Genomic DNA, 12940 nt, shown 5'->3' on the forward strand with positions numbered 1-12940 from the left:
GCGAGACCGCTCAGCGCCCACCGGCCGGCTCCGGCCACAACGCCCGCACCGCGTCTGGCACCTCGGCCACAACAGCCGGGTCGAGCAAGGCCGGTGGGAGGATGTAGCCCGGGAGGACGGAGAGCACCGCGGAAGCGATCGCCTCGGCCGTCACCGTGGTGGGCAAGTCGCCGTGGTCCTGGTGGTCACGGGCCATGATGACCAGGTCGGCGTTTGGACCGGCTCTGCCGGTTCGTGGCGACGGTGAGCGTGATGTCGAGGACCTCGCGCATGTTCTCCTCGGCATGTCGCAGGCGATGGCGAGGAGCGGGCCGAGGGGGGCGACCAGGCCTCCGGTGACGAGTACCAGCATCGCGAGGGCGGTCAGGCCGGCCCGGTCGAGGGGAGTGCGCCGGGAGCCGGTGGTGTCGGTGTTCGCCATGTGGCCGACGTCACGGAGGGTGTCGACCGGTCGGCATCCGATGTCGTACTCAGGTCACCGTGAGGCCGTGAGCTGAGTACGGCTACTCCGGCGTCGTGTTGGACAGCCGGTCCAGCCATTCGCCCAGGAGGGCGGACTCGCCCGGGGTGAAGTCCGGCCTCGGGGTCCGGCGGAGGAGGGCGGCGAGGTGGGTGGCGGTGGCGGGGAGCACTTCTGCCGCTCCCGCTTCCTCGTCTTCCGCTCCCGCTTCCTCGTCTTCCGCTCCCGTTTCCTCGTCACCGGCGGACGTGGTCTCCGGCCCCATCGCCTCCGGGGTGAAGACGACCGCGTGCACCGCGTCCCGTGTCCGGCGGGAGAGCGTCTCGTCCGTGAAGGTCGCCGGACGGGATACCAGCATCAGGGAGACGCCGACGTTGGCGGACATGATCATCTGGGCGGCGAGTTCGGGGGCCAGGCGCAGCTTGCCCTGTTCGGCCGCGCGCCGGAGGTCCGCGGTGAGAATGCGGTGGGACTCCAGGGCGGCGGCCGGCGGCGTACGCATCGCCGGGGAGTTCATCAGGCGGTAGAGGTTCGGGTTGCGCAGGGCGAAGTCGGTGTGGGTGTCCCAGCCGTCGCGCAGGTCCTGGATGGGGTCCGTGCCGGGCCTGCGGCTGCGCTTGGTCGTCAGGTACTTCTCGTATCCGTGGTCGACCACCGCCGACAGCAGGCCCTCCTTGTCACCGAAGTGGCGGTAGAGGGCCGGGGCGCCGACCCCCGCCGCCTCGCAGACCGCCCGGGTGGAGACGTCCCCGTCGGGGGAGTTCGCCACCAGCTCGGCCGCCACTTCGAGGATGCGCGCTTTCGTACTGCTCACGGACGTGCTCACGGTAGCGACGTTATCCGAGTCGCCCGAGGTCACGCCGTCCCCTTCCGCGCTACGGGGGACAACAGGTCCGCCAGGCCGATCCGGGTCAGGAACTCGGCGCGGACACGGTCCGCGACCAGGCTGACCTCCTGCGAACCGTCGTCCGCCGGGTCGACGTGCACCCGGAGGGGGCGCTTCCCGTACGGGGTGTCCACCACGTCGACGATCGCGTCGGCGACGAGCGACACGTCCGCGTCGGGCGGGGTGAGGGTCGCCAGGCGTCCCGCGACCTGGTCCATCAGGCCCGCGTAGTGCTCCTCGTAGGCGGGGAGCACGGTCTGTTCGCAGGGGTGGCCGCCGCTCGCGAAGTGGTTCGTGCCCGAGGTGAACGCGCCCGGCACCACGATCGTCGTCTCGATGCCGAAGCGGGCCAGTTCGGCGGCGTACGACACGGCGAGCGCGTCCATCGCGGCCTTGGCGGCGAAGTACGGCGCCAGGTACGGCGGGGTGCCGCCGCGCGTGGAGGTGGAGCCGACCCACAGCAGCAGCCCGTGGCCCTGGGCCCGCAGGTGCGGCAGCGCGGCCCGGTTGACCCGCTGGGTGCCCAGCACGTTCGTGTCGTACACCGCGGCCAGTTCGGCGGGTGTGAAGGCCTCCGTCGGGCCGGTCACCATGTGCCCGGCGTTGTGGACGAGCACGTCCAGCACGCCTGCCTCCGACAGCACCGTGGCGATCGCCGCGTCCGCCGACTCCTGGGAGAGGACGTCGAGTGCGACCGTACGGAGGTCCACCGCGTGCTCGGCGGCGTACGCCTCGGCCTCCGCGACCCGGGCCGCGTTGCGGCCGCCGGTGTCGCGCATCGCGGCGTACACCGTGTGCCCGGCGCGGGCGAGGGCACGGGCGGACAGCGCGCCGAAGCCGGATCCGGCCCCCGTGATGACGATCGTCTTGCGCGCAACGGCGTCCCTGGCCGAATTCGCGACTGATTCCCTGACTGATTCCTTGACCGATTCCGTGCCCGAATCCATGACTGAACTCCTCTTGAGACGTGGCGAGTTACGCGATGCCGCCATTGGCCCGCAGCACCTGGCCGTTGACCCAGCGGCCTGCGGGACCGGCGAGGAAGGACACCACCTCGGCGATGTCCCGGGGGGTACCGAGGCGCTCCAGCGGCGGCTGGGCCGCCGTCCGCGCGATGGTCTCCTCGTCCTTGCCGTCCAGGAAGAGGGCCGTGGCGGTCGGGCCGGGGGCCACGGCGTTGACGGTGACGTCCCGGCCGCGCAGCTCACGGGCGACGATCAGAGTCATGGCCTCGACGGCACCCTTGGTGGCGGCGTACGCGCTGTACCCGGGGATCGCGAGCGCGATCACGGAGCTGGAGAAGTTGATGAGCGCGCCGCCCGCGCGCAGCCGTCGTGCGGCCTGCTGGTCGACGACGAACGTGCCGCGGATGTTGGTGCGGTGCATACGGTCCAGCGCGTCGAGGTCGAGGTCGACCAGGGGCGCGAGCGCCATGACACCGGCCGCGTGGACGACGACGTCCACCCCGCCGTACGTGGATTCGGTGGCGTCGAAGAGGGCGGCCACCTCGGTCTCGTCGGCGACGTCGGCGCGGACGGCGATCGCCTCTCCGCCCGCCTCGGTGATCGCGGCCACGGTCTTGTCGGCCTCGGCCTCGTTGCCCGCGTAGTTCACGACGACGGCGTAACCGTCGGCCGCGAGGCGCTCGGCGGTCTCCCGGCCGATTCCGCGGGATCCGCCGGTGACGACGGCCACCCGGCGGGACGTTCCCGGCGTGCTGGAGTGCTCGGTCATGACGATGCTCCTCGATGGGGCGGGGGTAGCGGTGTTCACCACCCGATGAGAGCAACGCTAACACCCATGCGATAGCAGCGCTACGGTCAATCGCGCTCAGCCCAGAAACGCCGCTACGGTCGCCACGAAGCGCCCGGCGTCGTCGAGCCAGGGGTAGTGACCGGCGCCCGCCTGCACGACGAGCCGCGCGTCGGGGAACAACCCCGCGAACTCGGCCGTCGCCTCGGGTGGGCTGTTCAGGTCGAACTCCCCGGTGAGCAGCAGGACGGGGGCTCGGCAGGCGGCGAGCGCCGCGCGGGTGGCGGGCGGGTCGAAGGCGCCCTCGGCCCCGAAGAAGGCCACGGCCTCCTCGTTGCCCGGCCGGGCGGCCGCATGGTGTTGCCGCGCCGCGGCGTCCCAACGGCCCCAGAAGAAGGGGGCGACGGCCTCCCAGTCACTGCCCGTCCCCGCGCCGATCGCCTCCAGCGCGGAGAACGCCGCCGGGAACCACGGCTCACGCTCCCTGAGCCGTGCGCGTGCGCGCCGCACCTCCCCCGTGACCTCGATGCCGACGGCCCGGGTGCCGGGGCCGATCAGGGCGAGCCTGCCGACGCGCTCCGGGTACCGGGCCGCGTACTGCGTCGCGATGTTCGCTCCGGCGGAGTGGCCGAGCAGGTCGAGCCGGGCCGGCCCGAGGTGCGCGCGCAGCGCCTCGACGTCGTCGACCAGGCGGTCGCAGCGGTAGCCGGCGGTGTCGTGCGGGAGCGCGGACCGGCCGGTACCGCGCAGGTCCAGGACGGCCAGCCGACGGCGCGCGGAGAGGCCTCCGAGGTCGCCGAGGTAGCGGGAGTCCGTGGGGCCGCCGGGGACGCACAGGACCGGATCGCCGTCGCCGTCTCCGCTCCCGCCTCCCATCAGGCGGTAGGCGAGGCGGGTTCCGTCAGGTGCGGTGAAGGTGGGCATGACGCGGATCCTGACAGTCATAACCGGGTTATACAACCGGGTTATGACCCCGTGGGGACAGTCGACCTGGGTATATAACCGAGCTATGGCAGTCGAAGAGGACACACGTCGAACCCCCGAGCCCCCGACCGCGCCCCTGACCGAGGCACAGGTCGAGCGGATGTTCGCCGACATGAACGACGTCATTCGCGCGGGTGAGGAGATGCGCGGGCTGCGCGCCGAGATGATCAGGCTCTTCGCCGACCTCGGCTGGACCCAGGACAGGATCGCCCGCCTCACCGGCATGAGTCAGCCCGCCGTGTCCAAGCAGGTCACCAAGCACAGGGGGGACGACCCGTCGCCCCCGCCGCGCCTCTCGCTCGACCAGCACGACACCTCCTGGCTGGAGGGACGCCTCTGGGGCCTCGCCGAGGAGATCTCCGAGACCCTCCACGACGCCGCCCACTGCACGCGTCACGTCAACGCCGTCGCCCGGGGCCGGAAACACTTCACACCGCAGAACGTCGACGAACTCCGACGCCTGGTCGAGGAGGACCTGCGGCTGCACCGGGCCGCTCTGCCCGACGGCCACCGGCACGCCTACGACGAGATCAGTCGCGCCCTCGACACCTCCGCCCCCGCGGCCCCCACCCCCACCGAATCCCCCTCCGCACGCCGCACCCTGGCCCGCCAGATCCAGCGCGCCCACCTCAGAGAGCAGGCCTGAGCGCCCCCTCGGGGCCAGTGTTTCCACATGCCCGCCACCCGCGCCCAGCGCTCCGAGCTTCGTCTCTGGGCCACTTGCGCGTACGCCAAGGCGGCGATGTCGCTGTCAGCCAGGTTCGCCAGCGCGGCCCTCGACCGGACGGCCTCGTACCTGCCCGTCCCCTCGCACCGCTACGCGTGCCCGACATCGGAAACAGCCAAGCCCAGCGCCGCGTCATGGGGGCCAGTGCGATCGCCACGCACAGGCCGACGACCAGCGCATACGCGACCAGGCCGCGCATGTACGCCGTTCGGATGCCGGGCGTCCACGCCGGCCGCCGCTGGAAGGCGAAGATCACGGCAAGCAGCGTCACCCCATGTACGGGGAGAACCACTGCCAGGCCCAGGGCCCGACCGGCCGATCAAGCCCTAGCCGCCCGACGGCCACACGATCGCCTGCACCTCGCTGTACGCATGCAGTGCGTACGACCCCACGTCCCGCCCCACCCCGCTCTTCTTGAAACCGCCGAACGGCGCCTCCATGTTGCGGCCGACGGTGTTGACGCCCACCCCGCCCGCACGCAGCCCGCGGGCGACGCGGAAGGCGCGGGCGACGTCGCCCGACCAGACGTAGTCGATCAACCCGTAGTCGCTGTCGTTCGCGAGGGCGATGCCTTCCTCCTCGTCGTCGAAGGGGACGACCACGACGACGGGCCCGAAGATCTCCTCGCGGACCACCCGCATGTCGGGGGCGCAGTCCGCGAGGAGGGTCGGGGCGACGTAGAAGCCGCGGTCGTACGGGGGGCGCGTACCGCCCGTGACGATCCGCGCGCCCTCCTTGCGGCCGAGTTCGACGTAGGTCTCGACCCGGTCCCGGTGGGCCGCCGAGATGACCGGCCCGACGACCGTCCCGGCCTCCCGCGGATCCCCGACCGTCAACCGTCCCGCATACGCGGCCAGTTGCTCGACCAGACGGCCGTAGATCCCCTTCTGCGCGATCACCCTCGTCGGCGCCGTACAGATCTGGCCGCTGTAGAAGGAGAACGTCGTGCCGATGCCGAGCACCGCCGACTCGACGTCCGCGTCGTCGAAGACGACCGCCGCGCCCTTCCCGCCCAGCTCCATCAGCTGGCGTTTCATCCCGCGCCCGCACACCTCGGCGATCCGCTGCCCCACCGCCGTCGAGCCGGTGAAGCTGACCATGTCCACGTCCGCGCAGTCCACGGCCGCCTCGCCGACCTCCGGACGCGAACCGCTCACCACGTTCACGACACCCGGGGGTACGCCCGCCGCCTCCAGGGCCTGAGCCATCCGGTACACGGACAGCGGGTCCTGCGGGGCGGGCTTCACGACCACCGTGTTGCCCATGGCCAGGGCGGGGGCGATCTTGCCTGCCGGATTGGCCCAGGGGTTGTTGTAGGAAGTGACGCAGGTGACGACGCCGACCGGCTGGCGGACGGCGAGGGCCCCCATGACCGCCGCCTTCCCGAACGGACCGGCCTCGTTGATCTGCGGCGGCAGCGGCTGCTCGACGGGTTCCACGCGCGCGTAACGCCGGAAACGGGCCGCGCCCACCCCCACCTGCATCCCGCGCGCGGTCCCGGTCGTCGCACCGCTCTCGGCCTGGGCGAGATCGGCGTAGGAGAGGAAGTTGCGCCGGATGATGTCCGCCGCCCGGCCGAGGAGCGCCGCGCGCTCCTCGGGGGCGTCCGCGACCACGGACCGAAGGCCTCCCGGGCCGCGGCGGCGGCCGCGTGCACCTGCTTCCGCGAGGCCTCCGGCGCCATCCCGACGACACCCTCCGTCGCCGGGTCGATCACCTCGTAGTGCCCGTCGTCGGGCTCCACCCACGAGCCGCCGATGAACAGCCGCTGCTCGTCGCCCGCCCCCCGCACGTCGGTCACCTCGTACTCACCGTCTCCGTGTCCCGGCCGGAGCGCAGCACCTTCCCCGGTACGGCACCCGTCACCACGTCCCCCCGGATCGACTCGACCCCGTTGACCCAGACCGCCGTGATGCCGATCGCCTTGGAGTCCAGTCGCGGGCTTTCTCCCGGCAGGTCGTGCACCAGGGTGGCCTTGCCGGCGTCGACGCGCTCCGGGTCGAACAGCACGAGGTCCGCGTGGAAGCCCTCCGCGATCCGCCCGCGTTCTCTCAGTCCGAAGAGGCGCGCCGGGTCGTCCGTGAGCATCTTCACGGCGGCCTCCAGCGTGGTCAGCTTCCGCCCGCGCAGACAGTCCCCTAGGAAGCGGGTCGTGTACGGGGCCCCGCACATGCGGTCGAGATGGGCGCCCGCGTCCGAGCCGCCGAGCATGACGTCCGGATGCTGCCAGGTCTCGGCGCGCAGCGTCCAGGAGTCGGTGTCGTTGTCCGTGGGCATGGGCCACAGCACCGTCCGCAGGTCGTCGTGCGCGCAGATCTCGACCAGGCACTCGAAGGGCTCCTGGTGGCGCCGCGCCGCGATGTCCTTCACGACCTGCCCGGTGAGGCCGTCGTTCGCCGGGCTGTAGGTGTCCCCGATGACGTACCGGCCGAAGTTGGCGAGGCGGCGGAAGACACCCGCCTCCTTGCTGTTCGCCCGGGCCAGCATCTCGGCCCGCACGGAGGAGTCCCTGAGCCGTGCGACGCGCTCCGGGACGGGCAGCGCGAGGATCGGGCCCCACCCGGGGATCAGGTTCAGCGCGCAGAACGTACCCAGGGACATGTTCATGGGGGTGAGGATCGGCATGGTGAGGGCCACCACCCGGCCGCCCGCCTTCCGCGCCCGTTCGCTCGCGACCAGTTGCCTCGGTACGCGCTCGGGGACGGCGGCGTCGATGGTCAGCACGTTCCAGTTGAGCGGACGGCCCGCCGCCGCGCTCATCTCGACGAAGAGGTCGATCTCGTCGTCGCTGAACTGGTCGAGGCAGCCGGCGACGATCGCCTCGATCTGGGTGCCCTCGTGCTCGCCGACGGCCCTGCTCAAAGCCAGCAACTCCGCGGGCTTCGCGTGCCGGGAGGCGACCGGTTTCCCGTCGCCGTCGGAGTGGGTGGAGGACTGGGTGGTCGACAGGCCCCAGGCTCCCGCCTCCATCGCCTCGTGGAAGAGGGCGAGCATCCGCTCCAACTGCTCCCCGGTCGGCTGCCCGCCCACCGCGTCCGCGCCCATCACGTACCGCCGCAGCGCGCAGTGGCCCACCATGAAACCCGCGTTGACGGCGATCCGCCCCTCCAGGGCGTCGAGGTAGTCGCCGAAGCTGTGCCAGTTCCAGGGCGCCCCTTCCTCCAGGGCGACCAGCGACATCCCCTCGACCTTGGACATCATGCGGCGGGTGTAGTCGGCGTCCTCGGGCCGTGCCGGGTTCAGCGGGGCGAGGGTGAAGCCGCAGTTGCCGCCCGCGACCGTCGTCACCCCGTGGTTCAGGGACGGGGTGGCGTAGGGGTCCCAGAAGAGCTGGGCGTCGTAGTGCGTGTGCGGGTCGACGAACCCGGGGGTGAGGACGAGACCGGAGGCGTCCTCGCTGGTGCGGGACGCCTCCGTGACCGTGCCGATCGCGGCGATACGGCCGTCGCGGATGCCGACGTCCGCGGTGTGGCCGGGCGCGCCCGTGCCGTCCACGACGGTCGCGCCCTTGATGACGTGGTCGAGCATGGCCGCACCCTCCTCAGACCGCTTGGCGGAAACGGGTCGTCCGGTGCACCGGGTCCGTGTCGATCTTCGGGATCACGTGCTCCCCGATCAGCCGGATCGTCTGCAGGGTCTCCTCCTTGGGGACCCCGACCGGCAGCCCGAAGGAGAGCTGGTCGGCGCCCGCCTGCTCCCAGCGCTTGCACTGGGTGAGCACCTCGTCCGGGTCGCCGCAGATCAACAGCTCCTCCTCGATGAGGAGTTCGACGAACTCGGCGTTGTACTCGGGGAGCGTCTCCGGCCAGACGGGGAAGCCCTCGGGGCGCGGGAAGGTGTCGTGGTAGCGGAAGACGAGGGAGGGGAGGTAGTGCAGTCCGCCGCCGACCGCGATCCGTATCGCCTCCTCGTGGGTCGGCGCGCAGATGGCGGTGGTCGTCACCATCACGTTGTCGTTGACGAAGGCCCCGACGGGCTCGGCGTCCACGATGGCGGTCTTGTACTGCTGGAGCACCCACTCCATGTCGGAGACCTTCTGCACGCTGAAGCCGAGCACGCCCAGGCCCTTGCGGGCGGCCATCGCGTACGAGGGCGGCGACCCGGCGGCGTACCACATGGCGGGGTGCGCCTTCCCGTACGGCTTGGGGAGCACCTTGCGGGGCGGGAGCTGCCAGTGCTTGCCCTGGAACCCGACGTACTCGTCCTGGAGCCACATCTTCGGGAATTCGGCGATGGTCTCTTCCCAGATCTCCTTGGTGTAGTTCATGTCGGTGATGCCGGGGAGGAAGCCGAGGATCTCGTGGCTGCCCGCGCCGCGCCCGCTGCCGAACTCGAAGCGGTTCTCGCTGAGGTGGTCGAGCATGGCTACCTTCTCGGCGACCTTCACCGGGTGGTTGACCTGTGCGAGCGGGTTGAAGATGCCCGAGCCGAGGTGGATGCGGTCCGTGGCGTGGGCGAGATAGCCGAGGTAGACGTCGTTCGCCGAGAGGTGCGAGTACTCCTCCAGGAAGTGGTGCTCGGACGCCCAGGCGTACTTGAAGCCGGACTTGTCCGCCTGGATGACGTACTCGGTCTCCTCCATCAGCGCCTTGTGCTCCGCGAGCGGGTCGGTCTCGGCGCGCTTGCCCACGTATCCCTGTACAAAGAGCCCGAATTCCAAGGAGGTTCACCGTCCCCAGTATGTTTCTGACTATCCGTCAGATTGGCTTGCCGCCGACTGTTGCACCACGGGCCTGCACCGTCAATAGCTGACTGACCGTCAGATCACGCTGACCCCCGCCAGCCATCCCCCGTCGATCACGAACGGCTGCCCGGTGATGTACGAGGAGTCCTCGGAGGTCAGGAACAGAGCGAGCCGGGCGACCTCCTCGGGCCTGCCCACCCGCCCGAGCGGCACGAGCTTGCTGTACAGCTCGTCCAGGGCCCTGGTCATCTCCTCGGGATCGGCCGTCGGGTCGAGCTGGGCCGGGTTCGACATGGGGGTGTCGACGGCCCCCGGACAGATGGCGTTGACCCGTATCCGCTGGTGCGCCAGCTCCAGCGCGGCGACCCGGGTGAGGCCGAGGATGGCGTGCTTGGTCGCCGTGTACGTGCCCACGGCCGCCATCCCGGTCATCGCGGTGTACGAGGCGGTGTTGACGATCGTGCCCCCGCCGGCCGCGGCGATCTCCCCCGCGACGGTCTTGATGCCGAGGAAGCAGCCGACCTGGTTGACCTGCACGACCTGGAGGAACTCGTCCAACGGAGTGTCGACGAGGGCGTTGAAGCGCAGGATGCCCGCGTTGTTGACCAGCCCGTCGATCCGCCCGTACGCGCCCTTCACGGCGGCGACGGCGGCCCCCCAGTCGTCCTCCCGGCCCACGTCGAGGTGGACGTAGAGCGCGTCCAGCTCCTTGGCCACGTCCTCGCCCCGGTCGTCGAGCACGTCCGCGACGACGACCCTGGCCCCCTCCGCGGCGAACAGCCGCGCCTCCTGCTCGCCCTGCCCGCGCGCCGCCCCCGTGACGATGACGACGCGTCCGTCCAGCTTTCCCATGCCCTGACTCCCTGCTTGAGGTGAGGCGCGATCTGGTTGAGATGGGGTGCGATCTAGTCGAGGTGGGGCGCGATCTAGTCGAGGTGGGGCGCGACGTCAGTGCCGAACGCGGTGATCTGGTCGACGAGCTCACTCAGTCCCCGCGCCCGGAACCGCACCTGGATCTGGTGCACCCCCATCGCCCGGTACGCCCGCAGCGACTCGGCGACCGCCTCCGGGGCCCCGGTCACCGTGCGCCGCCCGACATGCCAGCCCGGCGTGCCGACGTACAGGGGCTCGGTGATGGCCCCGACGACGAGAGGCGCGGAGATCCCCGCCTCCTCCCTGATCCGGTACAGGCGGGCGATCTGCTCCGGCAGCCGCTCGCGCGGGTCCCCCTGCGGCAGCCAGCCGTCGCCCCGCAGCGCGGCCCGGCGCACGGCGGCGGGCGAGGAGCCGCCCACCCACACGGGCACGCGCTCCTGCGCGGGCCGTGGCCGCTGCCCGAGCCCTTCGAAGTCGTACAGCTTCCCGTGGTGCACGGGGAACTCGTCCGGCCCCAGGGCGGCGCGCAGGGCGTCGATGGACTCGTCGAGCACCGCCCCCCGCCGCGCGAAGTCGGCGCCCACCGCCTCGAACTCCTCCGCCACATGCCCGGCGCCGACCCCGAGGATCAGCCGACCGCCGGAGAGGTGGTCGAGGGTCGCGTACTGCTTGGCCGTGACCAGCGGATGCCGCAGCCCGACGACCGCGACATGACTGAGCAGCCGTACGCGCTCGGTCACGGCCGCGAGGTGGGCGAGGGTGGCGACGGGGTCGTACCAGATCGTGCTCATGGCGTCCGCGAGACGGCGCGGGACGGCCACGTGGTCGCAGCTCGCCACGTAGGCGAAGCCGGCGCGGTCGGCGGCGCGGGCGACCGCGACGAGCTCGCCGGCACCGGCCTCCGCCTCCCAGGGTTCGGCGTAGAGGGTGCTCTGGGACTGGATCGGGAGCTGCATCCCGTAGAGCAGGGGCGAGGGGTCCGCGGGCGCCGGGTTCGACGGGGACTGGTCCGAGGGCGCCGGGTTCGACGGGGACTGGTTCAACGGGGACCTCCCGGTCCGGGCCACAGCCCGTCCTCCGTGAGCCCCAGCAGCTCGATGGCGTTGCCCCGGACGATCCGTTCCACCACGTCCGCGTCCAGGTGCCCCATCTGGGCCTCACCGACCTCGCGGGACGTGGGCCAGGTGGAGTCGGAGTGGGGGTAGTCGGTCTCGTAGAGGACGTTCGGGACCCCGATGGCGTCGAGGTTCCGCAGGCCGAACGCGTCGTCGAAGAAACAGCCGTAGACGTGGTCGGCGAAGAGTTCGGACGGCGGGCGGTGGACCTTGTCGGCGACGCCGCCCCAGCCCCGGTTCTCCGACCAGACCACGTCGGCGCGCTCCAGGATGTAGGGGATCCAGCCGATCTGGCCCTCCGCGTACATGACCTTGAGGTTCGGGAAGCGTTCGAACTTGCCGCTCATCAGCCAGTCGACCATCGAGAAGCAGCAGTTGGCGAAGGTGATGGTGGAGCCGACGGCGGGCGGCGCGTCGGCCGAGGTCGACGGCATCCTGCTGCTGGAGCCGATGTGCATGGCGACGACCGTGCCGGTCTCGTCGCAGGCGGCGAGGAAGGGATCCCAGTCGTCGGTGTGGACGGAGGGGAGTCCGAGGTGGGGCGGGATCTCGGAGAAGGCGACCGCGCGGACGCCACGGGCGGCGTTGCGGCGCACCTCGGCGGCGGCGAGTTCCGGGTCCCAGAGGGGTACGAGGGTGAGCGGGACGAGCCGGCCGTGGGCCGCCGGGCCGCACCACTCCTCCACCATCCAGTCGTTGTAGGCCTTCACTCCCAGCAGGCCCAGCTCACGGTCCTTGGCCTCGGTGAAGGTCTGGCCGCAGAAGCGCGGGAAGGTGGGGAAACAGAGCGCGGACTGGACGTGGTTGACGTCCATGTCGGCGAGACGCTGGGGGACGTCGTACGAGCCGGGGCGCATCTGCTCGTACGTGATGATCTCCAGCCGTATCTCGTCCCTGTCGTAGCCGACGGCGGTGTCGAGGCGGGTGAGGGGCCGGTGCAGGTCCTCGTAGACCCACCAGTCGCCGATGGGGCCGTCGTCGCCGGGCCCGCCCATCACCGGGGCGAACCTGCCGCCGAGGAAGGTCATCTCCTTCAGCGGCGCGCGGACGATCCGGGGTCCGGTGTCCTGGTACTTCGCGGGGAGGCGGTCGCGCCAGACGCCGGGTGGCTCCACGGTGTGGTCGTCCACGGAGATGATCTTCGGGAACGGGGTCGTGGACGCCTGGGCGGCCTCAGTGGTCCTCGTGGTCTCCATACGGCTCACGGTAGCGCCGATCTGACGACCCGTCAGCTATCCGTCGGTCACCCATCGGCTGCCCGTCGCCAACTCGCCGGCCGCCCGTCGCCGACTCACCGGCCGTCCGCTCCGCCGCCGTACTCCCCCGCACACCTCTGGAATGGGCGGCTCTGTGCGGAGATGTGCGCAGTGGTTGTGAGAGCCCTGTGATCCCCCGTGCCTGTACGGTGTGCGGGCCTGTGATCGCTGTCTCGCACGGCTGACGCATCCGCCATGAA

At 71.3% G+C, this 12940-nt stretch carries 11 protein-coding genes and 1 pseudogene; 1 reads left to right on the forward strand and 11 read right to left on the reverse strand.

Annotation, left to right across the window (positions count from 1 at the left end; all coding sequences use genetic code 11):
* Positions 1–10: 10 nt before the first annotated feature.
* The 5 genes from AAFF41_RS22075 to AAFF41_RS22095 form a co-directional block, all read right to left on the reverse strand.
* The gene (locus AAFF41_RS22075) at positions 11–421 is read right to left on the reverse strand and encodes a hypothetical protein (protein WP_319748830.1); all 411 of its coding nucleotides are present in this window, start codon (positions 419–421) and stop codon (positions 11–13) included.
* An 82-nt stretch (positions 422–503) separates the two neighbouring features.
* Positions 504–1286, reverse strand: a complete 783-nt coding sequence (locus tag AAFF41_RS22080; protein WP_343324499.1) for a TetR/AcrR family transcriptional regulator — start codon at positions 1284–1286, stop codon at positions 504–506.
* 29 nt (positions 1287–1315) lie between these two features.
* Complete coding sequence (locus tag AAFF41_RS22085; protein WP_319748828.1) at positions 1316–2293, reverse strand: SDR family NAD(P)-dependent oxidoreductase; 978 nt, start codon at positions 2291–2293, stop codon at positions 1316–1318.
* A gap of 28 nt (positions 2294–2321) precedes the next feature.
* Positions 2322–3080: an SDR family oxidoreductase gene (locus AAFF41_RS22090; RefSeq protein ID WP_343324500.1), complete on the reverse strand. Its 759-nt coding sequence runs from the start codon at positions 3078–3080 to the stop codon at positions 2322–2324.
* 96 nt (positions 3081–3176) lie between these two features.
* A complete protein-coding gene (locus AAFF41_RS22095) occupies positions 3177–4022 on the reverse strand; it encodes an alpha/beta fold hydrolase (RefSeq protein WP_319748826.1) in 846 nt (281 codons plus the stop codon).
* Positions 4023–4107: 85 nt separating this feature from the next.
* Between AAFF41_RS22095 and AAFF41_RS22100 the strand changes: the two genes are divergently transcribed.
* Entirely contained in the window at positions 4108–4728 is a 621-nt protein-coding gene (locus AAFF41_RS22100) for a helix-turn-helix domain-containing protein (protein WP_343324501.1), read from the forward strand.
* Positions 4729–5135: 407 nt separating this feature from the next.
* On the opposite strand, the pseudogene AAFF41_RS22105 reads toward AAFF41_RS22100, so the two are convergent.
* The 6 genes and pseudogenes from AAFF41_RS22105 to AAFF41_RS22130 form a co-directional block, all read right to left on the reverse strand.
* Positions 5136–6601, reverse strand: a pseudogene (locus AAFF41_RS22105) (aldehyde dehydrogenase family protein).
* Between the two features lie 5 nt (positions 6602–6606).
* Complete coding sequence (locus AAFF41_RS22110; RefSeq protein ID WP_343324502.1) at positions 6607–8337, reverse strand: N-acyl-D-amino-acid deacylase family protein; 1731 nt, start codon at positions 8335–8337, stop codon at positions 6607–6609.
* Between the two features lie 13 nt (positions 8338–8350).
* On the reverse strand, positions 8351–9469 hold the full coding sequence (locus AAFF41_RS22115; RefSeq protein ID WP_079089897.1) for an LLM class flavin-dependent oxidoreductase: 1119 nt from the start codon (positions 9467–9469) through the stop codon (positions 8351–8353).
* Between the two features lie 99 nt (positions 9470–9568).
* Positions 9569–10345 (reverse strand): SDR family NAD(P)-dependent oxidoreductase, encoded by a 777-nt coding sequence (locus AAFF41_RS22120; RefSeq protein ID WP_190170739.1) that lies wholly within the window; start codon positions 10343–10345, stop codon positions 9569–9571.
* A 74-nt stretch (positions 10346–10419) separates the two neighbouring features.
* A complete protein-coding gene (locus AAFF41_RS22125) occupies positions 10420–11325 on the reverse strand; it encodes a TIGR03619 family F420-dependent LLM class oxidoreductase (protein WP_343326331.1) in 906 nt (301 codons plus the stop codon).
* A gap of 83 nt (positions 11326–11408) precedes the next feature.
* Entirely contained in the window at positions 11409–12680 is a 1272-nt protein-coding gene (locus AAFF41_RS22130; protein WP_319748822.1) for an amidohydrolase family protein, read from the reverse strand.
* Between the last annotated feature and the right edge of the window lie 260 nt (positions 12681–12940).

Origin of the sequence: Streptomyces mirabilis (assembly GCF_039503195.1) — a bacterium.
In the GTDB taxonomy this organism is placed as follows: domain Bacteria; phylum Actinomycetota; class Actinomycetes; order Streptomycetales; family Streptomycetaceae; genus Streptomyces; species Streptomyces mirabilis_D.

What these genes read in the sequence shown, in the direction of transcription:
- AAFF41_RS22075 (WP_319748830.1), bottom strand. Translation starts at nt 421, where the DNA reads ATGGCGAACACCGACACCACCGGCTCCCGGCGCACTCCCCTCGACCGG.
- AAFF41_RS22085 (WP_319748828.1), bottom strand. Translation starts at nt 2,293, where the DNA reads ATGGATTCGGGCACGGAATCGGTCAAGGAATCAGTCAGGGAATCAGTC.
- AAFF41_RS22090 (WP_343324500.1), bottom strand. Translation starts at nt 3,080, where the DNA reads ATGACCGAGCACTCCAGCACGCCGGGAACGTCCCGCCGGGTGGCCGTC.
- AAFF41_RS22095 (WP_319748826.1), bottom strand. Translation starts at nt 4,022, where the DNA reads ATGCCCACCTTCACCGCACCTGACGGAACCCGCCTCGCCTACCGCCTG.
- AAFF41_RS22100 (WP_343324501.1), top strand. Translation starts at nt 4,108, where the DNA reads ATGGCAGTCGAAGAGGACACACGTCGAACCCCCGAGCCCCCGACCGCG.
- AAFF41_RS22110 (WP_343324502.1), bottom strand. Translation starts at nt 8,337, where the DNA reads ATGCTCGACCACGTCATCAAGGGCGCGACCGTCGTGGACGGCACGGGC.
- AAFF41_RS22120 (WP_190170739.1), bottom strand. Translation starts at nt 10,345, where the DNA reads ATGGGAAAGCTGGACGGACGCGTCGTCATCGTCACGGGGGCGGCGCGC.
- AAFF41_RS22125 (WP_343326331.1), bottom strand. Translation starts at nt 11,325, where the DNA reads ATGCAGCTCCCGATCCAGTCCCAGAGCACCCTCTACGCCGAACCCTGG.
- AAFF41_RS22130 (WP_319748822.1), bottom strand. Translation starts at nt 12,680, where the DNA reads ATGGAGACCACGAGGACCACTGAGGCCGCCCAGGCGTCCACGACCCCG.